At 58.7% G+C, this 23,243-nt stretch carries 27 protein-coding genes; 10 read left to right on the forward strand and 17 right to left on the reverse strand.

Going from position 1 to position 23,243, the window contains the following annotated elements; all coding sequences use genetic code 11:
* Nucleotides 1–791 precede the first annotated feature (791 nt).
* Nucleotides 792–1,763, forward strand: a complete 972-nt coding sequence (locus tag ACGLHR_RS41085) for a DNA-binding protein (RefSeq protein ID WP_400101462.1) — start codon at nt 792–794, stop codon at nt 1,761–1,763.
* A gap of 287 nt (nt 1,764–2,050) precedes the next feature.
* Here the strand turns inward: ACGLHR_RS41085 and ACGLHR_RS41090 are convergent, their stop codons facing one another.
* Nucleotides 2,051–2,431, reverse strand: coding sequence for a mobilization protein (locus ACGLHR_RS41090; protein ID WP_400101464.1), 381 nt, complete (start codon nt 2,429–2,431; stop codon nt 2,051–2,053).
* 165 nt (nt 2,432–2,596) lie between these two features.
* Here ACGLHR_RS41090 and mobQ point away from each other — a divergent pair, with 165 nt between their 5' ends.
* Nucleotides 2,597–3,979, forward strand: coding sequence for a MobQ family relaxase (gene mobQ, locus ACGLHR_RS41095; RefSeq protein WP_400101466.1), 1,383 nt, complete (start codon nt 2,597–2,599; stop codon nt 3,977–3,979).
* 14 nt (nt 3,980–3,993) lie between these two features.
* Nucleotides 3,994–4,569, forward strand: a complete 576-nt coding sequence (locus ACGLHR_RS41100) for a hypothetical protein (protein ID WP_400101468.1) — start codon at nt 3,994–3,996, stop codon at nt 4,567–4,569.
* A gap of 161 nt (nt 4,570–4,730) precedes the next feature.
* Here the strand turns inward: ACGLHR_RS41100 and ACGLHR_RS41105 are convergent, their stop codons facing one another.
* Together ACGLHR_RS41105 and ACGLHR_RS41110 are read right to left on the reverse strand one after the other, a co-directional pair.
* A complete protein-coding gene (locus ACGLHR_RS41105) occupies nt 4,731–5,027 on the reverse strand; it encodes a hypothetical protein (RefSeq protein ID WP_400101470.1) in 297 nt (98 codons plus the stop codon).
* 51 nt (nt 5,028–5,078) lie between these two features.
* Nucleotides 5,079–5,279 carry a DUF1778 domain-containing protein gene (locus ACGLHR_RS41110; RefSeq protein WP_400101472.1) on the reverse strand — a complete coding sequence of 67 codons (201 nt, stop codon included), beginning with the start codon at nt 5,277–5,279 and terminating at the stop codon, nt 5,079–5,081.
* Between the two features lie 317 nt (nt 5,280–5,596).
* On the opposite strand from ACGLHR_RS41110, the gene ACGLHR_RS41115 reads away from it, so the two are divergent.
* Nucleotides 5,597–6,046 carry a hypothetical protein gene (locus ACGLHR_RS41115; RefSeq protein ID WP_400101474.1) on the forward strand — a complete coding sequence of 150 codons (450 nt, stop codon included), beginning with the start codon at nt 5,597–5,599 and terminating at the stop codon, nt 6,044–6,046.
* An 84-nt stretch (nt 6,047–6,130) separates the two neighbouring features.
* Here ACGLHR_RS41115 and ACGLHR_RS41120 read toward each other — a convergent pair whose 3' ends face one another.
* From ACGLHR_RS41120 to ACGLHR_RS41140, 5 genes are all read right to left on the reverse strand, one after another.
* Nucleotides 6,131–7,519, reverse strand: a complete 1,389-nt coding sequence (locus tag ACGLHR_RS41120; RefSeq protein ID WP_400101476.1) for a hypothetical protein — start codon at nt 7,517–7,519, stop codon at nt 6,131–6,133.
* A gap of 128 nt (nt 7,520–7,647) precedes the next feature.
* The gene (locus tag ACGLHR_RS41125) at nt 7,648–9,975 is read right to left on the reverse strand and encodes a DotA/TraY family protein (RefSeq protein ID WP_400101478.1); all 2,328 of its coding nucleotides are present in this window, start codon (nt 9,973–9,975) and stop codon (nt 7,648–7,650) included.
* A 582-nt stretch (nt 9,976–10,557) separates the two neighbouring features.
* Nucleotides 10,558–10,830 (reverse strand): type II toxin-antitoxin system RelE/ParE family toxin, encoded by a 273-nt coding sequence (locus ACGLHR_RS41130; protein ID WP_400101480.1) that lies wholly within the window; start codon nt 10,828–10,830, stop codon nt 10,558–10,560.
* Nucleotides 10,799–11,107, reverse strand: a complete 309-nt coding sequence (locus ACGLHR_RS41135) for a type II toxin-antitoxin system Phd/YefM family antitoxin (protein WP_400101482.1) — start codon at nt 11,105–11,107, stop codon at nt 10,799–10,801. Before ACGLHR_RS41135 ends, ACGLHR_RS41130 begins: the two co-directional genes overlap by 32 nt.
* A 499-nt stretch (nt 11,108–11,606) precedes the next feature.
* Nucleotides 11,607–11,834 (reverse strand): hypothetical protein, encoded by a 228-nt coding sequence (locus ACGLHR_RS41140; RefSeq protein ID WP_400101484.1) that lies wholly within the window; start codon nt 11,832–11,834, stop codon nt 11,607–11,609.
* 206 nt (nt 11,835–12,040) lie between these two features.
* Here ACGLHR_RS41140 and ACGLHR_RS41145 point away from each other — a divergent pair, with 206 nt between their 5' ends.
* Nucleotides 12,041–12,358 (forward strand): helix-turn-helix transcriptional regulator, encoded by a 318-nt coding sequence (locus ACGLHR_RS41145; protein WP_400101486.1) that lies wholly within the window; start codon nt 12,041–12,043, stop codon nt 12,356–12,358.
* Between the two features lie 498 nt (nt 12,359–12,856).
* On the opposite strand, the gene ACGLHR_RS41150 is transcribed toward ACGLHR_RS41145, so the two are convergent.
* Together ACGLHR_RS41150 and ACGLHR_RS41155 are read right to left on the reverse strand one after the other, a co-directional pair.
* Complete coding sequence (locus tag ACGLHR_RS41150; protein ID WP_400101488.1) at nt 12,857–13,375, reverse strand: HAD domain-containing protein; 519 nt, start codon at nt 13,373–13,375, stop codon at nt 12,857–12,859.
* Nucleotides 13,376–13,387: 12 nt separating this feature from the next.
* Nucleotides 13,388–14,386, reverse strand: a complete 999-nt coding sequence (locus tag ACGLHR_RS41155; protein WP_400101490.1) for a hypothetical protein — start codon at nt 14,384–14,386, stop codon at nt 13,388–13,390.
* A 180-nt stretch (nt 14,387–14,566) separates the two neighbouring features.
* Between ACGLHR_RS41155 and parA the strand changes: the two genes are divergently transcribed.
* Both parA and ACGLHR_RS41165 read left to right on the forward strand, forming a co-directional pair.
* Nucleotides 14,567–15,196: a ParA family partition ATPase gene (parA, locus tag ACGLHR_RS41160; RefSeq protein WP_400101492.1), complete on the forward strand. Its 630-nt coding sequence runs from the start codon at nt 14,567–14,569 to the stop codon at nt 15,194–15,196.
* 21 nt (nt 15,197–15,217) lie between these two features.
* Nucleotides 15,218–15,430: a ribbon-helix-helix protein, CopG family gene (locus ACGLHR_RS41165; RefSeq protein WP_400101494.1), complete on the forward strand. Its 213-nt coding sequence runs from the start codon at nt 15,218–15,220 to the stop codon at nt 15,428–15,430.
* A 309-nt stretch (nt 15,431–15,739) separates the two neighbouring features.
* On the opposite strand, the gene ACGLHR_RS41170 is transcribed toward ACGLHR_RS41165, so the two are convergent.
* Together ACGLHR_RS41170 and ACGLHR_RS41175 are read right to left on the reverse strand one after the other, a co-directional pair.
* Nucleotides 15,740–16,039, reverse strand: a complete 300-nt coding sequence (locus ACGLHR_RS41170; protein WP_400101496.1) for a cyclic-phosphate processing receiver domain-containing protein — start codon at nt 16,037–16,039, stop codon at nt 15,740–15,742.
* A gap of 4 nt (nt 16,040–16,043) precedes the next feature.
* Complete coding sequence (locus ACGLHR_RS41175) at nt 16,044–16,643, reverse strand: hypothetical protein (protein WP_400101498.1); 600 nt, start codon at nt 16,641–16,643, stop codon at nt 16,044–16,046.
* Nucleotides 16,644–16,823: 180 nt separating this feature from the next.
* Between ACGLHR_RS41175 and ACGLHR_RS41180 the strand changes: the two genes are divergently transcribed.
* Complete coding sequence (locus ACGLHR_RS41180; protein ID WP_400101499.1) at nt 16,824–17,258, forward strand: hypothetical protein; 435 nt, start codon at nt 16,824–16,826, stop codon at nt 17,256–17,258.
* A 238-nt stretch (nt 17,259–17,496) separates the two neighbouring features.
* Nucleotides 17,497–18,108: a hypothetical protein gene (locus ACGLHR_RS41185; protein WP_400101501.1), complete on the forward strand. Its 612-nt coding sequence runs from the start codon at nt 17,497–17,499 to the stop codon at nt 18,106–18,108.
* Between the two features lie 286 nt (nt 18,109–18,394).
* Here ACGLHR_RS41185 and ACGLHR_RS41190 read toward each other — a convergent pair whose 3' ends face one another.
* Entirely contained in the window at nt 18,395–18,778 is a 384-nt protein-coding gene (locus tag ACGLHR_RS41190; RefSeq protein ID WP_400101503.1) for a hypothetical protein, read from the reverse strand.
* 7 nt (nt 18,779–18,785) lie between these two features.
* A complete protein-coding gene (locus tag ACGLHR_RS41195; protein ID WP_400101505.1) occupies nt 18,786–19,019 on the reverse strand; it encodes a ribbon-helix-helix domain-containing protein in 234 nt (77 codons plus the stop codon).
* 270 nt (nt 19,020–19,289) lie between these two features.
* Between ACGLHR_RS41195 and ACGLHR_RS41200 the strand changes: the two genes are divergently transcribed.
* A complete protein-coding gene (locus ACGLHR_RS41200) occupies nt 19,290–20,069 on the forward strand; it encodes a hypothetical protein (RefSeq protein WP_400101507.1) in 780 nt (259 codons plus the stop codon).
* Between the two features lie 45 nt (nt 20,070–20,114).
* Here ACGLHR_RS41200 and ACGLHR_RS41205 read toward each other — a convergent pair whose 3' ends face one another.
* From ACGLHR_RS41205 to ACGLHR_RS41215, 3 genes are all read right to left on the reverse strand, one after another.
* The gene (locus tag ACGLHR_RS41205; RefSeq protein WP_400101509.1) at nt 20,115–21,071 is read right to left on the reverse strand and encodes a tyrosine-type recombinase/integrase; all 957 of its coding nucleotides are present in this window, start codon (nt 21,069–21,071) and stop codon (nt 20,115–20,117) included.
* Nucleotides 21,072–21,073: 2 nt separating this feature from the next.
* Nucleotides 21,074–21,949: a TIR domain-containing protein gene (locus ACGLHR_RS41210; RefSeq protein ID WP_400101511.1), complete on the reverse strand. Its 876-nt coding sequence runs from the start codon at nt 21,947–21,949 to the stop codon at nt 21,074–21,076.
* A 393-nt stretch (nt 21,950–22,342) separates the two neighbouring features.
* Complete coding sequence (locus ACGLHR_RS41215; protein ID WP_400101513.1) at nt 22,343–23,131, reverse strand: replication initiation protein; 789 nt, start codon at nt 23,129–23,131, stop codon at nt 22,343–22,345.
* Between the last annotated feature and the right edge of the window lie 112 nt (nt 23,132–23,243).

A 23,243-nucleotide genomic window follows, 5' to 3' on the forward strand; every position in this document is an offset into this window, starting at 1 on the left:
TCTACGTCAGAATGTATGGCCGGTCAAGCAGCTCGCTGCACAAAAGTTGAGCAGTCACCCACGAAAATGTCAGGCTAACCACGAATTTGTCAGGCGAGACCACCCAAATGTCAGGCTAACCACGAATTTGTCAGATGAAACCACGAATTTGTCAGAATAGATGCCTGGAAACCCTTTCTGCATATAGCTTTGCGGGTTCCTAAAAAGGTTTAAAAAGGTTTTAAAAAGGTTTAAAAATATCTTAAAAAGCGTCACATCAATCACCTGTGGACAACGTCCCGACAAGCGGCCTGCGGCCGGGGCACCCCTACGGGGTTCCCCCACCCTTCGGGCGGCTCCCCCTCCCCACTATCGAGCCCCACCTACGGCGGGGCATCACGGCCCTACGGGCCTGAGACGACCCCAAACCAACACCCCTCGGAACGCGACCGATATCGATTTTCCATTTACGTGACCCCGCCAATCCACTGCCGTACCACCAGGGGCTCTCAGAGTAACGTTTTCTGTCCTCAAACACCGTGGGAAGGAGCGCCTTCGGCGCAGCTTGCAAGTGGAGGGGTGGCCAGCCTCGATGGTCAATCAAAAGCCAGACCGAATCGTCCCTTCGGGCCGCCGCTCTCCCCACGCCTCCGGCGCGGGTCCCCGTGCGGCTCGATTCGGGCGCGACGGCGCGCGCGATACCCTCGACATAACAAAACAAAGATAACAAAATATCAAATAACAATAACATTATTGTTATTTATAACGTTATACACTATAATTTGTTATCTAAACGCGCGGAGGGGTTCGAGATGGCTGAGAAGAAAACGCTGGTGTCTTACGAGGCGGTGTCGGCTGCTGCTGACTCTCTAGTCGTCGGTGGGCAGCGCGCCACAGTACGCGCCGTAATCGCGATCTTGGGCGGCGGATCGCCCAATGCCGTGCTGCCTCACTTGCAGGCCTGGAAGGCTGGCCGGCCAGGCATCAAGGCTGCGGACGTGGTGCTGGATGCGCGGATTGCGGAAATCCTGAAGGAGCAGATTGCTGCCGATGTCGCTAAAGCGACTCACGAGGCAGGAATCCGCCTGGCCGACCTTGAATCGGACGCAGAGGCGGTGGCAGAGGCCGGGCGCAAGGCCGAGGTCCGTGCCGACGAGCTGGACGACGAGCTGGTTAAGGCTCAGGCCGAGATCCAGCAGCGCGACGGCTTGTTGGCTGGCCTGCGCGCTGAGTTGGACGAGATCCGAAGAGAGGCGTCCAGCCAGGTCATGGAGGCTCGCGCGGATGCAGCCCGGGAACGGGAAGCGGCGGAGGCAGCGCGCCAGGGACTTGCCCGCGCCGAGTTGCGACTGGAAGCGCTGCCAGCACTAGAGAAGGAGTCGACCGAGCTGCGTGCCGCCCTCGATGCCGAGCGCATCACCCGGGCCAACGCCGAGAAGGTTGCCGCCGTGGCCGGCGCGGAGAAGGCCGCGTCGTCGGCTACCGCTGACGACTACCGCGCGCGGCTGATGGCCGCAGAGAAGCGCCTGGAGGTGCTGCCCGGGCTCGAAGGACAGGTAGCCGAATTGCGTGCAAGCCTGGATGCCGCCAAGGCGGCCGAGCAGAAGGCCATCGCCGTTACGACGGCGGAGAAGGCGGCGGCAGCGGCTACCACCGATGATTTGCGGGCTCGCCTCGTCGTGGCTGAGGAGCGCGAGCGCGAACTCAGGGCTGAGCTGCGAGCGGCCCTGGACGCCGAGCGAGTTTCCAGGGCCGCTGCGAACCTGCCCGCTAAGCGTGAATAACTATGTAATGAATTACATTGGTTTTCATTGATTTGAAAATCAATTCATCAAGGTTGCCTGCGCCTCGCGGCCTGATTTGCTCGCCCCGGAAAGGCGGTCAAGGGCCAGCCCGGAGGCCGCAGCCCGACCGCAGGACGGGACCGGGCGAGGACTGGGGCGTAGCCGAACTCTTGACGGCCTTGGAGGTGCCATAGCCTCACGGAGAGGGAGCAGGGGAGGTTTCCCCCCCTGCTCCCCGACGCCTCGCGGGCGAGAGCGGGGTGCAGGGGCAGAGCCCCTGCAGGGTGTCAGCCATGCGTGACCTGTTGGACCGTTACCGTGACTGGGCCAATGCCTGCCTCAATGGCTTCCTGGCTGAGGTGCTGCTGTACGGCGCGAAGCTCTGGTGAGTCCAGCGTAGTTCGGGCGTCATCAAGGTCAAAAAGCGCTCGGTCATCTGCTCGCGTCAGGCCCTCATTTAGCGTGGCAAGAAGCTTGTCCCTTGGGAACTCGCCTCGCTCGACTTTCGCCAGAATGAGGGACCCCACCAAGATCTTGCGCCTGGTGTCTTCCGCACGCAGGCGTTTCTGCTCAGCTGCGCGTTTGCGCGCGTCAATCAGTTGCTTCTCAGCTTTTGCCTGTTTTAGCTTTGCTTCCAGCGTAGCAATTTTGTTTTCAATGGCTGCCATGGTTTGGTGGATTGATCATTGTGATTTGTAGTTTATCGTGCTTTCAATGTTGACGTGAGTGTTCCAACGGTGGTATTGGGTTGATCCCGAGAGAACAGCAAGGGCGCACTTATGCAAACTTCGTTTGCGTGCGGCCTGCGGCGCTAAAAAACAAAGACAACCCTCGTGGCGATCTACCACCTCTCCGTCAAGACAGTCAGCCGTGCTGCTGGTCGCTCGGCGACCGCAGCGGCTGCCTATCGTGCCGGGGTGGAGATCATCGACGAGCGCACAGGCGAAATTCATGACTATCGCCGCAAGGGTGGTGTCGAATCTGCCGTGCTGGTGTTGCCTGCTGATGCGCCGAACTGGGCCGCCGACCGGGCGACTGTTTGGAACGCTGCTGAGCAGGCTGAGATGCGTAAGAACTCAACAGTGGCGCGCGAGTTCGAAGTGGCCTTACCTATGGAGCTTTCCGCTGCAGAGCGGCGGCGGCTGGCGCACGACTTTGCGCGTGAGCTGGTAGCGCGGCACGGCTGCGCGGCGGACGTCGCAATTCACGCTCCTGGCAAGGAAGGAGATAACCGCAACCACCACGCGCACATCCTTTGCAGCACCCGGCGGCTCACGCCGGTGGGTTTCACCGAAAAGACCCGCGAACTGGACGACCTCAAGACGGGGGAGGTGACGCGGTGGCGCGAGCGGTTCGCAGAATTGCAGAACGAGCGGCTGCGCGAAGCCGGGCATGCGGTGCGCGTCGATCATCGCCGCTTGGCCGCGCAGGGTATCGAGCGCGAGCCCACGCGGCACCTAGGGCCAGCGGCTACCGGCTATGAGCGGCGCGCAGGCGAGGCGAGCCGCAGGCGGCTGGACTGGCAGCATGAAGCCGCCGAACGCCTGGCGCGCGCCAAGCTGTCGGGCGACCTGGAGCGGCAGAGCCGCCAGCTCGAACGCTCCATCCTTGACCTGTCGGGAGACCTCGCGGCGGCCAAGGCCGAGTGTAACCGCCGGGTCGAGGCAGGCAAGCAGCAGGCGCGCCCTCCGACGGCGCGTGCGGACATGCCGGCGCTGGGTGCCTCGCTCGTAGATCTGGCGCCGTCGCGCCCGGGCGGCACTTTGCTGACGGACATGACCGCAGTGCAGGAGGTGCCGACACGGCAGACCTTCTATGGCTGGATTGTGGCCCCCGAAAGCGACCGGGCCTTCCTCAGTTCGCTCGGGGTCGAACTTGGCCCATACAATGCGCTTGACGACAAATTTCCAGCCAAGGTCGACGCCATGGCGCTGCGGCAGTTGGAGGAGTGGCGCGGCACCTTTGCGCTGCAGCTGACTGCGCTCGACGATGGACTCGTGGACCCAGAGACACAACGGCTGGGCGTGCCGCTGGCGCAGGTCAAGCCCGAGACGCTCGCGGGTTACCAGGCCTATCTGCGCTACATGGTGGCGAGCGAGCAGGGCGGCGGACAGGCGGTCAGTGCGCTTGCCGAGGCCAACCGCGAAAAGCACCGCCGCACGCTTGCGCCGGCCGCACTGCAGCGCGCGGCCGCGCCGGACAGTCTGGACCTTTGACCTGGAGAAGCGCGATGCTGGTTTTCCTCGATACGGAATTCACCGACTTCATCGAGTGCGAGCTCATTAGCCTCGGCCTGGTGGCCGAGGATGGCACGCAGTTCTACGCTGAGGTGCAAGACTTTGATCGGGAAAAGTGCAACCAGTTCGTCCGGGCTGCCGTGTGGAGTGTGCTAGGCCAGATCGAGGGCGCCAGCGTGGCCCGGGCCGCCCTCCCCGCGCGGCTTTGCGCCTGGTTCGCCAGCCTGCCAGACAGCGTAACTGTGGCCGCCGACAGTTTCACCGATTGGGAGTTGCTGCTGGACGTGTTGGATGGAGAGCGCCCGCCGAACCTAGCCGGTCGATACGATCTGCGAGAGCTGGCCAGCAATGCCGCGTTTCAGCAGGCTGTGGCCACCTATCACGGGCAGCCGGGACACCCATGGCACCATGCCCTGCACGACGCGATGGCGTTGCGCGCAGGCTGGTTGGCCGTCAACGCTGCCACCGGCATTGCTCCTCCTCAGGCTGAGGAGCGGAGTCTTGCACTCCATCGGCGCGTTGCAGAGAAGTTACGCGCCTGGAGTCGTTTGATTTTTATACTCATTTGAGTTTTTGAGTAAAATACCTTTTGAGTAAAATTAGTTTGGTGAGCCGTGTCTTGCGGTAGTTCCAGGGGCTGTAGTCCCTGTTGGATGCGTTGGATGGTGAGTTTCCCCCCTGGCATCATGTCCGGCATGATGCGGCTGCGCTTCGCGTAGGTTGGTTGGCATCAGCCTCCGCAATGCTCCGCAGCATCCAATTCACGAGTCACCACGGTATTGACCCAGTCCATGAATTTGATCCAGCGCGCCTCAGTAATGGCAACGCCCCTCGGCCCCCACAATACTTCCGGATCATTCATAAGATCCGGTTGGAGGTCCAGCCAGCGTCGTAGAGGGACGCGGAGTTCGTAGGGCGCTTCGTCAATGTAAAGGACAAGGGTATCGCCCCAAGGGAAGAACGGGACGCTAGTGCCAGCCTCAAGCTGAAGCTTGAGCAGGCGGATGTTTCTTGCAAGATTTCCCATTTTCCCGCCCCGACCGGACTAAGTGTTTTACTCGGACCGTCGCCTACCGCTTTACTCAAACACGCTTTTCAGATTGAAGAGTTTGAGCAGCCTCGCATTGATGCGAGGCGCGTCGTCAAGTGCAGCCGCAAACGCTTGCCAAGCGTCGTCATTGACCACGAAGCGGATTTGGTCACAGCTCGCTGTCTGTGTGGGTGTCGAATCTGCGATTGCGGATCGTCTCCTCCGCTCCGCTGGGGGCTGTGTCGCCATCTTTTCGTCCTATGGGCGCAATGCCAAGGATGATAACGTTGTTCGGTCCACGGGATGCGCCGCGGCGCGAGAGCCGAGCACAGCTCGGACTCCCGCTCGATGATGCGCTGGCCTGGTGGGGATCGGTTGCGGAACGCCACGCCCTTCCCTGGCATCCTGACGGACGGGGAGCGCTATGACATCCTCAAAGCGTGGAGGGAGGGCGTTGTTTAATTGTTACTCATTTGAGTTCTTGAGTAAAATGCAGATTTGAGTAAAATTAAGTTGATAAGCCGCGTCTCGCGGTAGAGTGCCAAAAAATACAGTGGAGCCACACCATGATGAATGCCGAGGATGCACTGGGCCTGCAGGAAGATCTGGCGATCATGCGCGCGCACCGCGCGCCTGCTTCTACTCGCAGGGCACCGATCGCACAGGCGAGTTCAACCGAGAGTGCCATGGGAGCGATTGCCGTGGCGTTGCGAGCAAATCAGGATGCGACAGCTAAGCTTCGCGCGAATCTCGATGCCACCATGAACAGCAGAAATGATGTGATCGCGATGGGACGCGCGTCGCGCGAAATCATCGATCTGCTCCTCGTGGAGGTGGCCAAGCTGAAGCAATTGCCTGTCGAGGACGTTAAGGAGTACGTGTATGAAGCCTTGTCGCGTCGTTATGACAGGAAGGTAGACGAGGCCAAGCAGCGCGGCTCCATCAAGTGGGACGTGCGCGACGACCCAGAAGTTATGCGCCACCGCGACTGGTACCGCGGTGGCGCCTTAGGCTGAGAACGGGAGATGAGGGACAGGGCCATTTCTGGCCCTTTAGTTTTTTGAGCTCGCTCGTACTGAGTATGGCCAGTGTGGATGGCGCTACATGGCCATGTACTGGATCGCCGATGTGTAACCGTAACCAGAGTAGCGGCTGTTTGCTGTGCTGAAGACGTGCCAGCCGGCGTCGAGCGTGATTTGGCAGTACCCCACCGAACTGAGAGACCAATTCCCGCCCGAAACGACGGATGTATCCGCCATCGTCGGGCAGGGGTTGCCATCGACGTAAATCTGCGTCGTCACGGAGCCGCCTGCCTGCCCGCCCACTGCTGTGATAATCACCGCCCTGCGGGAAGGTAGGGAGACGCCGATGGACGAATCGGCGCCACCGGACGACACCGGCCCGCCCATCATTGGCTGTCCAGAAGAGGACGGGCGCCATACGCCGTATTGGCAAGAAAGGAGCTTTCCGTCGCTGTCCGACTTGATGGCGCCTTGCCCTTCCCAGCAACCCCAACCCTCCACCGCCGCACCGGCCATAGCCGGGCGGATGGCGCCATAGGCATACATGTTGTTATAGGCGTAGGTGTTGCCATAGACCTGGTGGTCACCCCAGATCTGGGCATTGGTGGCACTGAGGCTGTTCGCGTTGAGGTTCGTCGCGCTAACATTCGTGGCATTGACACTGCTACTGGTCAATGTATTCGTCTGCACGTCGCCGGAAATCATCGTCCCCATGTTGCCCGAGGAGTCCTGCATGTAGACCCTGCCGTTGGGCGATCGGATAGCAACCTGCGTGGCATCGCCATAGACGACCGCGTTACCAATCTGCAGGCTATTACCGGACGGCAGATTCACCTTCTGCGCATTTACCGCGTTCGCATTGTTGATGCTGTAGCCGCCGGCCGCCACGTCGTTGGTCATCGCCAACGAGCCGTCACGCCGATAGAACTGCGAGAATGATGCCGAGTTGTAACCCGTGCGGGCTGCCAGAATGCCTGGTTGGTTGCCCTGCGGGTTGGCTGTGCTCCACTTGCCCTGCATCCCGAGCAACTGCGCCGGTGCGGCGCTGTTCGACATCGCGCCGTCCGACCCGATGGCGCGAACGGCCACCCCAAGGCGTGGATAGTCGATATTGTTAAACCAGTCTCGCAGTGGACGGTCATTCCACACCAGCCCATCCAGATTGCAGTTGGGTGCCGCGCATCCGGCCGGAAAGGTCGTGATCGCCACGCGATAGGTTCCGCCGTTGTAGGCCGTCGCAATCACCGGATCTTTGAGCGCGCCGATTGCTCGCAATTCAGCGAGCGTAGGACTCAGGGGCGCTGCGACGCCAGGAACGCTACCTCCCCCGGGCTGAACCAACTGGCTGTAGTAAGTCGTCAAGTACTGGTTGATGGCTCCTTGGATCGTCACGAAGGCAAGACCTTGGGCGCGCGCGACGTCGTCGCCTTTCTTGTCCATCGTGTAGGCGACGACAGAGGCAGCCATGCCAGTCCCTAGGAGGAGCGCAAGGGAAGTCTCCAGCAAAAGCCAGCCACCACTTCGTTGCCGCCGCCCAAGTTTTCGCCGTTCTTGTTTCATGTGCTTGCGCATATCACGAATGCATTTAGGTCAATTTATGGTTCGCTGTCAGCGGTAATCGATGACTGCCCAGTTTCGCCCGCCGGACTATTACGCTTCAGCGCGCCAACCATCTCTGCGTGCCGAGCAGCTTCTGTTTCGCGCACCTCTTTGGCAGTTGCCGCATCCGCTGCATCGTCAGCCCGGCGTTGCCGGGCCTGCTGGACCGACGTTGCCTTGGATGAACCCCACACGGCCGCCTGACGGGCCTGCGAGCTCGCGGCCCCCTCTAGCTTGCCGGTCATGCCCTTTTCTCCCAGGTCACCAATGCCAGCGCCAATCCATCGCAGTATGTTGTCGGGCAGTGCCTGCGGTAGGCTAAATAGCAGCATGTACATGGCCGAGATCGCAAAACAGTAGACGCCGAGGTACCCGGCAATCGTGAACAGGCCACTCACTGCGTCGGCTTGCAGCGAGCGGAACGCTATCAGGAACGCCTCATTCATATAGGTGGTGGCCGGGTACAGGAGCGCGTTACTCGCCACCAGCCCAAGCACCATCAGGGCAGGCCGGAAGAAGCCAGACATCACGAGCATGTAGCCCTGCGTTTGACTGCCGATGAAGCTGTCCTCCCGCGCAGGAGTCGTGTGCGCAGCGGCCCACAGCATGCCTGCGGCCATCATCTCGACCACAAACACCAACCAACCCACCACACCGGTTGCGAAGATAAAGAACGGCACCATGGGGATCCAGATCCCCAAGTAGTAGCCCAGATACATGACCGCCATAATGGACGGGCTTACATAGGCCCACATCTCCGCCAGGAACTTGGCAGCAGCGTGGGCGAAGCCGGAGGCAAGGAAGGATCCGGGCACCGCGCTGGACTGTGCAGCCGCCGCGACACCCTCCAGCGTCGACGAAGCAGCGACTTTCCACAGTGACAATACTTCGCCAGTGGTTGCCATCCAATCGCCGAGATTTTTTACCTTCATCACGGGATCGGCGTCCGGGTCTTCGAGGTAGTAGACAACGCCGGACAGAATCGCATTGGCGCCATAGTTGAACATCTTGTTGATGGCGCCCTTGACTGAGCCGCCCCCGTCCGTCATGTCGCTGATCGTGAAGTTAGATTGCAACTTTGGAATGGTTGGCTGGGACGCCGAGACATCTGGCACGTACTCGAAGATCCTTTTGGATACCTCGGAGGCGATGGCGTTGTACCTGGTCAAGACGGCATTGGCCGCAACGAGAGAGTCGCCGGTCAGAACGCTCTCAAGTGGATTGCTCGACCCGACAACGAAGTCGGACGATGACGTGGTCGTGTTGCGAACCGCATCCTTCAAACGGCCGATTTCGCGGTACATGGAGCCCGCATAGACCCAACCCTTTTCAGTCAGCTTAGTCAGCGCATTGCCGTTTTCACCGTTGGCGATCTGGGACTGCACGGCTGCAACGATGTCGCGCATCTGCTGATCCTTGAGGCCCTCGATGAACCTGGCCAATGCCGTTGCATCGATTGTCTCGCCATCCATGGCGGCCTTCATCGCGACCACCTTCGCCTGCTGCGCAAAGCTGCCCGTAAAGAACGACTCCACGTACCGGGATCGGACTTGGTAAATGGCTTCCTTGATCGACGGTGCCGCGTCGTTTGCGTACTTGGAGCCGGAGCGGGGCGGAGCCATGTAAGTGTTCTGCATCACGATCTTCCCGCACAGGACCTCGCTACCGGGCCACTTTGGGTCCATAAAGGCGTAAGTGGTTTTGTAGACCACCCCCTGGGACTGGCTACGATCAGGCGGTGCATCTATCCGCACGTACTGCAGGTTGACCTGGGAGTCCGGAGACACGCTCGCTATCGCCGCGTTGACACCATTTGCGCACAAGGTCATCCGTAGCGCATTGACAGCTATCGCATTGAAGTTAGGATCTTTGACGATGCTCTTGACGGCCTCCTGGGCGATGTTGCCGCCGACCGAATACTGCACCACTGCCGACCACATATTGGAGGCGAAGCCGATCGAGTAGGAAACGATCAGCAGCATGATGATCTGGATCCCGGCGTAACCCGTGGATGTTGGCATCAGCACCGCTGCGGCAGAAAACGTGCGAAGTGGCGTGAAGAAGGTAGACCAGCTCTTGCCCAGCGCCTGGCCGTCGTTCGCGGTGTTGGCGATACCGGCGATCGTGACATACGTCAGGATCAGGGTACCGAACATCAGCACGCCGCTGTTGAAATAGCGGAAGGCCTCCGCGAGCATGAGGCTGTTGGCCGTGTCCGCCGTCTTTCCAATCCCTGGCACGATGTGGTCCATCACGCTACCGAAGGCAAGCCGAAGCATCTCGACCGCCGCGTCAGTCGGCGCGGGCGTAAAGGGGTTAGCCATCACCTTCTCCATTGGTGCAGAAACGTAAAAATTTAATATTAAATTTCCTCTTATTAGCGATAATTTTTATTATTGGCTAATATTGGAAATATATTTTGTCATTTGTTATTGTAATATTACCAAAATGTGGTTTTGCGAGATATTTTTTGAAAATCATCTCGCGCCGAGAATGCCTTGCAGCGAGCGGACGCGCACGCCTGCTATCGCAGTGCATGACTACGAGGCCCGCGAGGTGCTGGACATCGCCTAGGTAGACGGGCAGAGTTGGGAGGCGTATAGCTACGAGCGCTAAGTGAGGCTCCGCGCCAAGTGCAATGCCTAGTGCGTTTCGCGGACGCGAAAAAGTCAGGTTTAGGGGGCGGTCGCAATGTCGCCCCCTCCAGGCAAACATGTCACCCCAGGGGCGACACTCATGGCCGTTTTCACATCCGATTCGGAAGCGGTCCGGCATGCGTCAGCAGCTCGGCCTCGAGGCCCCACCACTTTTCCGTCACGACTGGCGGAACGCCAGCAACGTTCCTGGCATCCGAAGCCGCTCCATGCTCAATAAAAAAGCCCACCGAAGTGGGCTTTTGCTGGACGCTACTTCATGCGCTCCCAGAGCTTGTACACGTCATCGTCGTTGCGCTTACCGACGACCATGACGTCAACAAGCTCCTCGCCTACTGCATAAATGATGCGGTACTCGCCGACATCCAACCGACGCTCACCGTTGCTGGCTCCTTTCAACGGCTGGCTGTCATGAGGCTGCGGATTGCTCAGCAACCCCAAGATGGCAGAGTGCACCTGGCGATACTGCTTGGCGTCTAGTGTGTTGCAGAACTTAATTGCCTGCTTCGTTATTTTTAGGTTCATGTGGAAGGTTCCTGTTTACTGCGCTCAGGAACGCATCGACTTCTTCAGGGCTCGCGTATCCCTCATTGCGAGCCAACTCCGCTTTGGCAAGCCAAAGCTGGTCCTCGAGTTCTTGGACGCGGCTGACGAGGGCATCGAAATCGCGCTTCGACACCATGTAAGCCGTTAGGCGCTCATGCCGGGTTATCCCAATGGGGCGGCTGAGTGCTTCATCCAAGACCTCGCCGAAACGGGTCTTTGCGTCCCTCGCGCTAAAAGTCGTGAGGGTTGCGGTCATTGCCTATCTCCTTGCTGACTGCTCCTTAGACGACCAGGAGCAGGGGGGCCGCGAAACGAGTTGTCGCTTCTACAAACGGCCCACCTTGGTACCTACTTCGCACCAATGACTACATTGTACCACAATGGTCTATTGTAGTCAATAGTGATTAAAATGGTCATCTTGCGGGAGAGGCTACTACCTTTTCTATTTAGCGAAGCGGTTTATGCCTTGCGCCTTGCTCATCCATGGAGTGGTCCTCTAAGAGACGTCGCCGTGCTGGATGCCTTTCTTCTCATTGGGTGCCAAAACTCTAGGGAGTGAAACCGGCCCTAGGCCGACCGGTTTTCCTAATGGTAGATACCGCTGAAAAGTGATTTTTAAGACAATTTTGTCGTCGAGTGGAGGAGGGCCGAGGACTTGCGCTTCGACCTCCTGCTTGCTTGTCCAGGCAGGCGAGGCGGGAAGACCGGGCGGCCGGAAACGGCACCGCCTGGTCAGGCGAGCGTTACGCCATTCGCTACTCTGTTTGAGCTGGGGGCGCTTTGCGCGGCCGGAAGCAGATGATGGCCACCGCGCACACTCCCATGGCGGCCCCGCACAACAAGAAGGCGGCCCCAATCGGGTGTTTGTCGAACTGAGCTGCGAGGGTGCCAAACTGCGCGACAAGCCCCCGCAGCTGGCCTACCAGCTTGCCGCAGGCCTCCAGCGTGGCAGGAAGGTTGATGGGTTCAAAAGGGTATTGCATGTCTGACTCGCCAGGTAATGGGTGAGCCTTGTCTAGAACCTGGGTTTAAACGTGGCCCGCGAATCTCTCAGCATTTCGTCACGACTTCCAACACCCTCAAAAAAGTTATCTCGCCGCACTTCGTCATCTTGTGTTATCTTCACCATTAGTCATCATCTTATTCGCGCAACGGGTGCGAAAGGATGGGTGAAAATGGAGAAGTTGGCATGAATGACTTAGTTGATCGTATAGCCACGGGTAGGGCAACGCTCTTGAGTGTCGAAGACATCTGCACACGCCTCGGCGTTCACCGTTCCACCTTTGACCGTTGGGTGAAGAATGGCGAAGGCAAAGGCACTCCGCGTGCGGGCAAGAATGCCGCTGCTATTACCGAAGGCGTGAACGCCTTGCACGCAATGCTTGGCACGACTGGCGAGAGTTCGATGAGTTTCCCGCCACCCGATATCCGTATCGGCAATAGCCCGAAGTGGGAGCTGGAAACGTTCAAGACGTGGCTCCGAGCCAACGCCAAGGCAGGCGGCTGACCGGATGGGTGTTCTATGAGCGATGGAGTTACCAGGCGGGGATTCCATCGCCCCATACACCAAGTGTCGGCGCGTTTCGGAACTTCACGCGGCCCGTGAGGAGGCGCTGCATCTCGCCAAGACAAGTTACATCAAGCTGCCGGAGTTGCCTACAAAAAGTAGGAGGCCGCTACTTCGTGTTACCGCACGCTTTTCATGGGAGGCGGCCTATGGACCGTGCTGAATAGGCAGATGGAGAGCGGAGGTATTTCGCGCTCGCAATTAGCTTAGATGGGAGTTGCACCGCGCGCTCAATGTCCCTGGCCAAGGCGTTATCGCTCACCAGACCCGGGGGAAGCTTCCCTCGGTTGGCCCGGACGGCCGTGATGAGACCATCAATTGCGTCGTCCGGCCCATCGACCACAAAGTTCTTTAGGTAGTCGCGCCGCATGCGGAGCCGCAATTGCCAGCGCCGTTGGGCGCGTCGTTTGTTGCGTTCTGTCGCCACAGATCCATTTGTCACAGCGCGTCCTTTTCCAATAGTTGTAGTTTCGCTCGGAGTTCCGCCTGCTTCTCAGCGGCGGAGAGGCCCGTGTCGCCTGCTGTCTCGATCAGGCGTTTCCGCACAAGCTCATTCCACCCATCGGCGTCATCATCAAGGGCAAGCCAATCGCTGGCGCGGCCGCTGGCACGACTAACATAGTGAGCAATTTGTTCATACCGAGTCGAAGCCACGAACCAGTTGCTGTCAACTTGGTGAGATCCTTCTGCGTGACGACCCATTGCGGAGTGCCAGGTCCCGCCGATTACACGTGAGCGGAGCTCTTGCGGCAGATAGTCGCGCGCGCGACCGAACCCGAGAATGCGTACCCAGGACGTAGAGAGGACGATCTTCACCTCTGGATATGGATTTAGGATCTCGACCAGGCTGGGCGCCCACATGAAAAGCTCGCCATCGGCTTTGAGCATCGGCCGACCTCCGATGAGGTAAACATCATCAGGGTGCAGCACACCGTCATAATCTAGGAACAGAAGCATTTCCAATCTCGCTTAGCGGGCTCGGCTCATGTTCGCATATTGCATCAGCGTCCAGCATGTCTGTGCATTGGCGAGCTCCGCTTCCGGGTCGGGAAGCCGTCGCGGGTTGTACTCGAGGAAACGTCCGTCCCTCAGAACCAAAAGGCGCTTTTCCGGAACATCGAAGCCCAGCGGCAAGCCCCATGGCCACTTCTCCCGCTCTACGCCGTAGGTGTCTCCACCATTCGCGACAACGGCAGCCGCGTACGTTGGGTAGGCAATGGCGAGCGCGGACAGCCGTGGTGCTTTCAATGGATAGCCATCGAGGCCCAGCGTGGCAACGTGCAGTACATCCTCCATGGCGAGGAATGAGCTGAAAGCCGCAAAACCCGCTGCCGGTCCAGCTGAAGAGAAGAGACGCCGTGACGTCTTCCGAGGCAGATCCGCGTAGTTGAGTACGACATTGGCAGAGACTGTCGCCGCTGCCACTGTCCTGACCGTCTCTCGATCGCGATGGGTTGTATAGAACACGCCATGCTCGGCCCCGTCGATTGTCTGCATACGCTGGATGAAGGAGCGGGCATCTTTGCCGGAAATGTACTCGTGGTCCAGGTGCTTGATTTCAGCCAGCACGAACTCCCGCAAGTCGGTTTCGACAAAGGCGGGAATGATGCGGTTAAGTGACTTAAGTGATACTTTAAAGGTTTGCGCATAGAAGTAGAGTCGGCTCTTTTCCTCATTCACGGCCCGTTCGACCGCTGCGATCGGCATCCCCTGCCCTACTCCCGCATCGCATGCACGGTCTGCTCTGGATCTCACCTCGCTGGGGAAGTACGTGAAACCATTTGCGCGCATGATCCGCAGCAGGTCATCGTCCTGCACAATGCCGCTTTCCTGAGCAAACCGAGCCCGGTCCAGTATCGACAGTTTCAGGAAGTTGCGTCCCACAGAGGGGTTCTCCGCGACCGACAACCGTGCGCCGAAGCGTGAAAAATCTGGCCACCAATGCCTACGTCCATTGGGCTCCGCCATGTTCGCTTTCCTCATTCATCAGGCCCCTATCAGTCCCACCAGTTGGCGAGCATCAGCACTACGACGGCATTTTTACTCAAATTACGTAATTACTCAAGTACTCATTAACTCAATAGTGCAAATACTCAACGTGCTACACTGAGTATTTGAGTTCGTCCTTATTTCCTCCGGGAGTCGGAAATGCATGTAATCGCGGTCCTGAATCAGAAGGGGGGTGCCGGCAAGACAACGATCGCCACGCATCTCGCACGCGCCCTGCAGCTGGCCGGTGACGACGTGCTGCTGGTGGATTCGGACCCTCAGGGAAGTGCCCGGGATTGGGCCGCTGTGCGCGAAGACCAGCCGGTGCCAGTGGTAGGCATAGACCGTCCCACTATCGACCGAGATCTCAAGAGCATCGCTCGCAAAGATTTTGTTGTGATCGATGGGGCTCCCCAGGCAGCAGACCTAGCGGTGTCGGCGATCAAGGCCGCCTCCTTCATCCTCATCCCTGTGCAGCCGTCGCCATATGACATTTGGGCAACGGCAGACCTGGTGGAACTGGTCAAGCAGCGAATTGAGGTGACAGACGGAAAGCTGCAGGCGGCGTTCGTCGTATCCCGAGCCATCAAAAACACCAAGATTGGGGCGGAGGTGAGCGATGCCCTGGAGGACTATGGCTTACCCATCTTGGAGGCGCGGATCACTCAGCGTGTGAGCTATCCGAGTACTGCTGCGAGCGGGACGACCGTGCTGGATACTGAACCTGACGGCGATGCAGCTCGGGAGATCCGCGCGCTGATGAGAGAGCTTAAGGGGAAACTCAATTAATCAAATGAGTAAGAGGTGGGTATGAGTAGCAGCAAGTTAAACCTGCGCGCCGGTCGTCCGAGCGATACAAAGAGAACAGCTACGTTGGCCGACCTGGCAGACAAGACGAGCACGGTGCGGGTGAATTTCGACCTGGATCGCGATCTGCACACGAAGCTCAAGGTCCATGCGGCCAAGGCGGGACGAACCGTCTCCGAAATCCTGCGGGAGATGGTTGCTCAATTGAGTGATTGAGTGCTTACTCATGAAAATTAGGCTGGCTCCGTGGTCATATTCCTCGACTGCGACGGCGCGCAGTTAGTCGAGCGCGGGAGGGTGTATGAGTAACTACGTATTGCTAGATGCTTGCTGAACGCTAGGCCTTCTGTTGATTTGAACGTAGCTTCGGCCGATAGATGGAGGGCGCTTTTGGCCGAACGAAGCCCGAAGCGCCCTTTATGTTGGTGTGCGCCCGCGCCGACTATTTGCCGAGCTTGTGGACGACCAAAGCCACCAGGGAAAAACGCCAGGGTCAGCACCACGACCGTGCCGACTGGATTCCATCTAATCCCGTCGCGCAGCCCGTTTCTCAATGGAAGCGATGCCGGCGCGCATCTTCTCGGCGGCCGAAACGTTGGCCGAGTGCACAATGATCCTTGGCGGCACGAAGCCCCGCAAGGCGACCGCCTCTTCGATCCAGAGAATCACGTCGTAGCCCGTCCCGCGCGTATCGTCGCCCAGGTCATGGTCCAGGCTGAGCGCATCGACTTGGCCGGACTGCAGCAGAGCGATTGCTTCCTCCGGCCAATAGGCCCGCACCCAGCCGGCCGGCGTCTCCCGCGCATCGTCCAGATAGACCTTCATCGGCCTAGTCGCGTAATTCCGCCTGATGCAGCGCGCGCTTGACGCTCTGCACGAATGCATCGCGCACCGCTTCGATCTTGGTCGGGTTCTGGTCTTCCGGAATACCGTTCGAGTAAATGTCGCCGCGCCACTGTCCCTCCACCACGTTGCCACACAGTTCGCCTGCAATGGCTCGCACATACGCCTTTTCTGGCATGCACATCCGCTTAGGCAGTGCGGGTAGCTCAAAGGCCAAACTGTTATTCCCTAGCTTCTTCAGCAGGGAAGGGCTCAGCGTCATGGTGATCTGCCAGGCCCCATAGTCATAGCCATCGGGGCGCGTGATCTCGCACGACACTGTTGCTTGCTGCAGCAGGCCGATCTGCTGACGCACGGTCAATTGCAACTCCTGCGGCACGACAAACCAGGTCGGGTAGCCCCGGGACTGCGGGCTGCCTACCCCACTGTCGCTGTCGCTGCCATTCCAGCGAATCGCAAGGCAAGGCTCCCCATCCCAGGTCCCCTCAGCCGCGCTCCAGCCACCTTGCCCCGTATTGTGGATGACGCTCTTCAACGTCCAGGTGGTTTTGGGGGAAGTGACTTCTTCGGGATTTACATACGGCATGCTTTTCTCCTTTTTTGTTCGTTCGTACGTATGCTACGTATGAACGAACAAAATTGCAAATGGAAGCGAGGATACCGGCTCTTACATTTTTGCGTCTTGGTCGGTAAAAGCGTTGGCGCTGCTGCGCGGGGAAGGGTCAGTCACCTGGCAAACCGAGCCGCCTAGCGCAGATTTTGTCGCTTGCACGCCACAAACACATCTCGCGCCCTGCAAGCTGTTGCGCTTCCATTTTGGTTTAAATATCATCCAATTATTGCAATTTATCATCCAAAAAAAGGAATAATGGAAATGCGCTCACCGTTGGATGCACTCGTTACCGAAAAAGCCCTCCACCTCGTTTCGGGTAGCGGAAATGCCGATCTGCTGGATCACCTCGGCGTAGTCGACCAAGTCGAGAACGTGGGGCAAATCAAGAACGTCTGCGCTAAGGTTTCGTCCCAGTTGGCCGATGAAATCGACAACATCGTCAATGTGCTGGACATCAGCAAACGACGGTTTCTTGAGGCCGCGATGATCGAGGCCGTGCAGAAGGCCAAAGCCATCATGGATGCCGAAGGCGTGTGGCAAGCGCTCGACGGCCAAAACGGCTGGCATAAGGTCGAAGCGGAGGCGTAATCATGGTGATGCTTACACTCAACGGGATTGTCCAGAATGTCTTCGACACGCCCGAAGACACGGACCGCGAAACGGGAGAGGTACGGCTGGCTGCTATACCACCCATGAACAACTCTTTCATAGAGGAGCCGACCGCTAAGCCCCCACTGCTACCAACTGCTACTGGTGCTGCCAAAAAGCTGAATCTCGACCGACACCCTTTATGATGGCCGCCATCCTAAGAAAAAGAGATTGAACAATGGAATGGCGGAATCCAGCCCGCTGGGAGCTGTGGGAGGAGCGAACGATCGATGGGGTGAGTTATTCGTTTGCTCACCTGGCGCAATTCGATATGCGGCTTGAACGCCCACCCAAAGGCGATTTGGCGGGCTTCAGCATTGGTATCCGAGTGGTGTTCGACTGCCACGTGGTGACTGACGACGATGAGACGGTGGTACCAGAGGTGGTGGGGGGTGACCCGGCCTATTGGATTGATACCGGCAACAACTGCCGGCGCTTCCATCTTGACCGTTACCGGCGCTCATTCTCGCTGCCTGACCTCATTCGGGGCCTGCCAGATGGCAAAACCAAATGCTACGTGGCGAAGAAAGCCAATTTCATGGTTTGGAAACCTGCCGGCGTGGGGCTCGAAGGCCCGCACTATCAGGTGTATTTCGACATCTACAGGACCTCGGACCAGACCCCGCGCCTAGTCATGTACGTCCAGAGTGCCTACCTGAAAGACAAGCCGCAAAAGGTGCAGCGCCAGGACGAAAAGCCCTTTGCGACCGTCTGTGCTGAGCTGGCCGGTCTGATTCAAAAGCCCGCGAAGGGCCCGCAGAACAAGGCCAAGAAGAAAAAGCTGCGCTAGAAACGCAGAAGCCCCGCTTTCGCAGGGCTTCTGGTACATCGGGACCGGTTCCTCTTACCAGCGATTGCTAGACCATCTTGCGATGGTGGGCGGCTCCTCGCACCGGCGTAGGGAACCTCACTTATTGCTATATGCATTGCTGCATATCGTGACGCCATTTTAGCACCATGATCAAAAAAGAGTGAAGTCCCGTGATGTGGCGTTTAACACTATGACGATGGCACGGTCAATAAGTGACCAAAACACCATATGCAGGGTTGGGTCTTCGCTGCGAAGCGGCCTGCAGCTAACTCTTGTTATGAGACCCGAAATAGAAACCGGTTGCGGCGGAGACCAGTGTCAAAAGGGGCGTCAGAATGAGCTCGATGAGGGTTTTGAACTGATCGAAGGTAGGCGGCGGCTTCAGAAAGAAAAAACCGCTAAAACAAGCGAATATTGCCACCAAAAGTCCACTCAACAGGACAAGAAGCCAGTACGCGATGCGGCGGCGGGCCGTATCGTGGTGAGGGCGCGGATCGTAGTCCCGAAGGGCAGGGCGGTCTAAGGGGCGAGGAAGGGGCAGTGGACCGGGTGACTGAGCCGCTGTGGGCTCCTCCCAGGTGAGGCTGCCGTTATCCGTAGGAATGGCGGCAGCATTTTCTTGGCTTTCTTCACTTTTGTTGTCAGCCATACGTTCCTTATCGAACGAAGACCAACTCCTTTAGTCGGCCACCGTTCTCTTCAATCAAAACCTTTCCGCCCGAGTCTCGCATCTCCTGCAGGTAGGCCTCGGTGCTAATGGCTCGTCGGACGGCTTCAGAAAGACTGATGCCGTTGCGAGCCGCCAAATGTTGCAACGCTTCTGCTACGTCCGGAGCGAGGTCAGCGTTCAGCCGGACCTTCTTCGCGTTGCGAATTTCCGTCGTGCTCATGAAGAACTCCTCGTATAGTACACAAAAATTACTCAACTTCTTGAGTAATGGAATCTATATGATGTGTTCAGAAGGGAAAATGTCTGGTTTTGCCTCCTCCACTGGAGACATATGGGACTATGGAAACAAGGAGCACATGGGGATACGGGAGCACGGCAATTGGTCTAAGTTATTGATTTTAAAGGTTGTTGATGCAGCATATGTTGTGCCAATAGATGATTTTTAAACACAAACATTGCTGATGAAGGTAGATATCTCGTAAGATGCTGCATGTGGGTTGGATTTTTGGAGGGCAAGGTGGCGGATGTCAGCATAAAAAAGGCGCCTAGGAAGGCTGGAGAAAAACGCAAGTACCTGCGTGATCACATGTGGCCAGATGTGCCAGAGTCCAAGCTTTGGCTCCGCAGCAAGCGCGTAGGGTTCACCACGCTGCCGCGAACCATGCCGTTGATTTCACGGATCTTGAACCTTCTTTCGGAGAAGGGCTTCCCCCTGTCAGACACCTATCTGACCCTATGGTGCTGGGTATTCGATGAGGCCTTTATCGAGATCCGCAACCCCCGAGAATTCGCGTTTGAATCTGGCTTCGGCGGCCCCAGAGCTGAGGCGACGTGGAAAGGCAGGATGAAGAGGTTGGAGGATTTGGGATTTATTCGGTCCCGCTCAGGTCCGTCAGGAGAGTTCGCCTACGTGCTCTTGCTAAACCCGATCCAAGTCATCGATGGCATTTACAAGACCCGCCCGCACGACCACTACTACGACACCCTACTTAGCAGGTTGGTACAGGTTGGTGCAGACGACCTTGAGCCGGAAGATGCCCCCCCGTTGGCGGTAGTACCTGGGGCTGCAATGCCGCCTCCGCCGCCCCCGCTCGCAGGAGGAATGCTGCCTCCGCCGCCCCCGTTCGCAGGAGGAATGCCGCTTCCGCCACTCGCAGGAGGCGTGCCGCTTCCACCGCCACCGCTTGCAACGCCATTGGCTCCCGGTCAGGTGCCTGCACCTGCGCAATCTGGCGTAGTGCCGGAGACGTTCAATCCGTCCAAAAAATAGTAGCTACGGGAGCGGCATTCGGGCCGCGCAGCACGCCGGCGATGGCTACAGGCGGATTCGTTCGACCTCGTCCAGGCTGATCTCGTCGCGGCGCCGGTCATACAGTTGCGTGGTGCGGGTTGACGCATGATTGGCCATCGATGCCGCGTTCTCCAGTGTGCCGCCATTTGTCAGGTAGGCGGTGATGCCGGTGGCGCGGAAGGTGTGGTTGCCGATCTGGGTAGCGATGCCAGCCGCCGCCGCACGGCGCCGCACCATCGCATGGGCGTTGGCCTGCGGCAGCGAGGTCGTACTGAGTTGGCCAGTGCCGCGCCGGAGGGTGCGGAACAGTGGGCCCTTCCCGTCAGCGCTGATGCCGGTGCCCTCCAGGTACGCGTGCAGGTACGCCTCGAGTGTATGGTGGCACGGCATGGCGTGGTGCTTGCCGCCTTTCTCGCGCAGCCGCACCCACAGGCGGCGATTTTGTACATAGACGTCGTCGACCCGCATTGCCAGCGCCGCACCAATCCGCGCGAACGAAAACACCATCAGCCCGATCAGCGCCCGGTCCCGCAGCCCGGCCGGCGTGCTTACGTCGATGCGGTCGAGTAGCTGCCGCGCTTCGCTCGCATCGAGCACTGGCGTCTTGCCCTGCCGTGCACTGTGGCTGGGCCCGCGCACCGACGCGGCCGGATTGACCGGCAGCACCTGGCCGGTCACCAGCCAGTCGAACAGGTGGCGGATCGCCGCCAGGCGCTGCTTGACGGTCGGCGCCGATCGCGTTTGCGTTTGCCGTTCGATCCAGGCGGCGACGTGTAGTGGCTGGACCGCGGTGAGCGACGGTACGCCGGCCTCCTCACACCAGGCCAGGAACTCACCGGCCGCGCGCGCGTAGGCGCGCCGCGTGTGCGGATTGCGGATGGCCGAGGCGAAAAATTCGAGAAACCGGACCCCGGCGCGCTCGCCAGCCGCGATCACCAGCGCTGGCGTCGGGATGGCGTTGAACGCGACAAGCTGGTTCACGGCTAGAAAGCCTTGTTCAGATCGACTGCGTGACCAGCTGCCTTGAGTTCGCGGGCCAACGAGAGTTTCCAGCCATTTCCGTCATCCATCTTTTCCCACACCACCCCGGCGAAGTCGCTCGGGATCTCAAGCGTGCCCCGCTTGAGCGCGCACACCTTTTCCCGGCCTAGGCGCCCGATGAAGAACCCCAGTTCGAGCAGCACGTTCTGGCGGGCCCGTGGCTCGGGCTTGCCGCCCTTGGCACAGCCCTCATCGTCCGGCGTGAGCAGCACTACGGCGAACCCGACGTCGCCGTGCGCTTCCACCTTCTCAATGACGGTCCGCCCCTGATTGGCCTGTTCGTGCAGGATGATCGGTTCGAAATCGAGCTTTCTCAGAAAGCTGGCAACTATCTCGCGCGCCTCGCCATCGTGTCCGTGGACCACGAATACACGCCGTGACAGCGGCTCAGGCGACGAAGACGCCGGCTCCATCGCGACCTCCTGCGTAGCATCCGCCAGATCCTCATTCAGCGCTCGCTGCGCCTCTTGCAACATCAGAACGGCTTGAGCAATGTTCTTTTGTGCGCCCTCCTGGTAGTGCTCCAGGAGGGGATAGTTATTGCTAAAAACACCTGGACGAAAATTGAGCGAGGTTGCGCTCTCGAAGCGTTTGTATGCCGAGGTGTTTTCACCAAAGCACCGCACCAACGTATCTTGTATGGCCGCCGACAACGCTGTGAGCTCCGGTGAGCTCCCTTTGGGCACCGAGGCGACATTGAACGCCCGCAGCTCATCGATGCGTTCCCCGAGCCTAGCGATACCGCGCTTGATCGCCGCTGGGTCCAATAGCAGTTTCTGGGCAAGCGGTTGCGCAGCCGCAGGGCGACGGGTGGTCATGGGTTCTCCCTTTATATGTGATAAAGGACATTATCACACATAGAAAAGCACTCGATACCATACCTGAAGGAGGACGATACGTCGGCGGCTTCGACTCGGTTTTTGGCGACGGCAACGCCGTGAGTCTCGATCTGCGCCAGCACTGCGTGCGGGAGGTACTGAGCGCGTGGCTGCGGATCACGCTGCCGACCGACGACCGCGGCCACCAACGCCCTTGAGCATCACGCCGACCTTGCCCAGGTGCAGGCCTGGCTCGGCCATGCCAACATCGCCACCACGCGGCTCAAGGTCACTTATTGATTGCGTCGATGCATGGCTTTTGGTGCATCTGCGCAGAAATTTAAAATTAAATTCTGACAAAAAGGTGGTCAGTCTGACGCTGCCCTTGTCTTGTCAGAATAGCCGCCCTTGTGGGTCTGGCTTGAAGCGGAATTCAAAGCCGGTCACTTTGCGGCCAGCCGGTTTCACGGGCTCCCATTCGATCTGCAGGCCGTTCTTCTCCTGCAGTTCCTTCACGGCTACCTCGATGACGCGACGGCGTAATTGGCCGGAATCCTTGACACAGCTTTCCGGCGCGGCCATGGCCGCACAAAAATCGTCGTAGTTGATCTTAACCAGGCCTGTTTTTCGGAACTGCGCCATCACTTCCAGCAGCCTCCAACTGTAGATGGAGCGCAGATCCGCCGCGTGACGAAGCTTGTATTTCGTGAACTCCTCGTCGATGCCTAACAAATAAGGCGCGATGCTTGGGGAGAACTTGATCTCGACCCACCCTGACGTACTGGTGTCGGTCTTCTCATAGATCCACCGCACGGCCTTTTTCACCGTGGTTTTTTTCCCCCGTTCCATTACTTCCGCGTCCCACTCCACCCGACATTCAAACAGACTTTCGGCAGCTTCCTTGAGGTCTGTATAGGCATGCTTCGGGTCGATCTGTGGGTATGCCTCCATGAACTCTTGAGCGGTTACACGGACGCTCCAGCCAGGAGCCATGCCGGTTTGGGGATCGAGCGTGACTGCCTTGTGCAGCAACAGTTTTGGCTTGGGATTGCACTTTGCGATTGCCAGGGCCAGCAAGCGCTTTTCCGAGAGCTTCATTCGCTGAAGGCGTCGAACTAGCTCGTTCTTAATGGTTACGCTCTGGTCGCTGGGCTCTCTGCTCTGCTCGGCAAGGTCATTCATTCTGACATTTTTGTGGTTATTCTGACGTCGATTAATCTACGTCAGAATGTATGGCCGGTCAAGCAGCTCGCTGCACAAAAGTTGAGCAGTCACCCACGAAAATGTCAGGCTA

This window comes from Cupriavidus sp. CuC1 (assembly GCF_044627735.1).
In the GTDB taxonomy this organism is placed as follows: Bacteria; Pseudomonadota; Gammaproteobacteria; order Burkholderiales; family Burkholderiaceae; genus Cupriavidus; species Cupriavidus ulmosensis.

Excerpts from the sequence above, each read along its gene's own strand:
- ACGLHR_RS41085 (WP_400101462.1), top strand. The coding sequence starts at position 792 with ATGGCTGAGAAGAAAACGCTGGTGTCTTACGAGGCGGTGTCGGCTGCT.
- ACGLHR_RS41090 (WP_400101464.1), bottom strand. The coding sequence starts at position 2,431 with ATGGCAGCCATTGAAAACAAAATTGCTACGCTGGAAGCAAAGCTAAAA.
- ACGLHR_RS41100 (WP_400101468.1), top strand. The coding sequence starts at position 3,994 with ATGCTGGTTTTCCTCGATACGGAATTCACCGACTTCATCGAGTGCGAG.
- ACGLHR_RS41105 (WP_400101470.1), bottom strand. The coding sequence starts at position 5,027 with ATGGGAAATCTTGCAAGAAACATCCGCCTGCTCAAGCTTCAGCTTGAG.
- ACGLHR_RS41110 (WP_400101472.1), bottom strand. The coding sequence starts at position 5,279 with ATGGCGACACAGCCCCCAGCGGAGCGGAGGAGACGATCCGCAATCGCA.
- ACGLHR_RS41115 (WP_400101474.1), top strand. The coding sequence starts at position 5,597 with ATGATGAATGCCGAGGATGCACTGGGCCTGCAGGAAGATCTGGCGATC.
- ACGLHR_RS41120 (WP_400101476.1), bottom strand. The coding sequence starts at position 7,519 with ATGGCTGCCTCTGTCGTCGCCTACACGATGGACAAGAAAGGCGACGAC.
- ACGLHR_RS41125 (WP_400101478.1), bottom strand. The coding sequence starts at position 9,975 with ATGGCTAACCCCTTTACGCCCGCGCCGACTGACGCGGCGGTCGAGATG.
- ACGLHR_RS41130 (WP_400101480.1), bottom strand. The coding sequence starts at position 10,830 with ATGAACCTAAAAATAACGAAGCAGGCAATTAAGTTCTGCAACACACTA.
- ACGLHR_RS41135 (WP_400101482.1), bottom strand. The coding sequence starts at position 11,107 with ATGACCGCAACCCTCACGACTTTTAGCGCGAGGGACGCAAAGACCCGT.
- ACGLHR_RS41140 (WP_400101484.1), bottom strand. The coding sequence starts at position 11,834 with ATGCAATACCCTTTTGAACCCATCAACCTTCCTGCCACGCTGGAGGCC.
- ACGLHR_RS41145 (WP_400101486.1), top strand. The coding sequence starts at position 12,041 with ATGAATGACTTAGTTGATCGTATAGCCACGGGTAGGGCAACGCTCTTG.
- ACGLHR_RS41150 (WP_400101488.1), bottom strand. The coding sequence starts at position 13,375 with ATGCTTCTGTTCCTAGATTATGACGGTGTGCTGCACCCTGATGATGTT.
- ACGLHR_RS41155 (WP_400101490.1), bottom strand. The coding sequence starts at position 14,386 with ATGGCGGAGCCCAATGGACGTAGGCATTGGTGGCCAGATTTTTCACGC.
- parA (WP_400101492.1), top strand. The coding sequence starts at position 14,567 with ATGCATGTAATCGCGGTCCTGAATCAGAAGGGGGGTGCCGGCAAGACA.
- ACGLHR_RS41165 (WP_400101494.1), top strand. The coding sequence starts at position 15,218 with ATGAGTAGCAGCAAGTTAAACCTGCGCGCCGGTCGTCCGAGCGATACA.
- ACGLHR_RS41170 (WP_400101496.1), bottom strand. The coding sequence starts at position 16,039 with ATGAAGGTCTATCTGGACGATGCGCGGGAGACGCCGGCCGGCTGGGTG.
- ACGLHR_RS41175 (WP_400101498.1), bottom strand. The coding sequence starts at position 16,643 with ATGCCGTATGTAAATCCCGAAGAAGTCACTTCCCCCAAAACCACCTGG.
- ACGLHR_RS41185 (WP_400101501.1), top strand. The coding sequence starts at position 17,497 with ATGGAATGGCGGAATCCAGCCCGCTGGGAGCTGTGGGAGGAGCGAACG.
- ACGLHR_RS41190 (WP_400101503.1), bottom strand. The coding sequence starts at position 18,778 with ATGGCTGACAACAAAAGTGAAGAAAGCCAAGAAAATGCTGCCGCCATT.
- ACGLHR_RS41195 (WP_400101505.1), bottom strand. The coding sequence starts at position 19,019 with ATGAGCACGACGGAAATTCGCAACGCGAAGAAGGTCCGGCTGAACGCT.
- ACGLHR_RS41200 (WP_400101507.1), top strand. The coding sequence starts at position 19,290 with ATGTGGGTTGGATTTTTGGAGGGCAAGGTGGCGGATGTCAGCATAAAA.
- ACGLHR_RS41210 (WP_400101511.1), bottom strand. The coding sequence starts at position 21,949 with ATGACCACCCGTCGCCCTGCGGCTGCGCAACCGCTTGCCCAGAAACTG.
- ACGLHR_RS41215 (WP_400101513.1), bottom strand. The coding sequence starts at position 23,131 with ATGAATGACCTTGCCGAGCAGAGCAGAGAGCCCAGCGACCAGAGCGTA.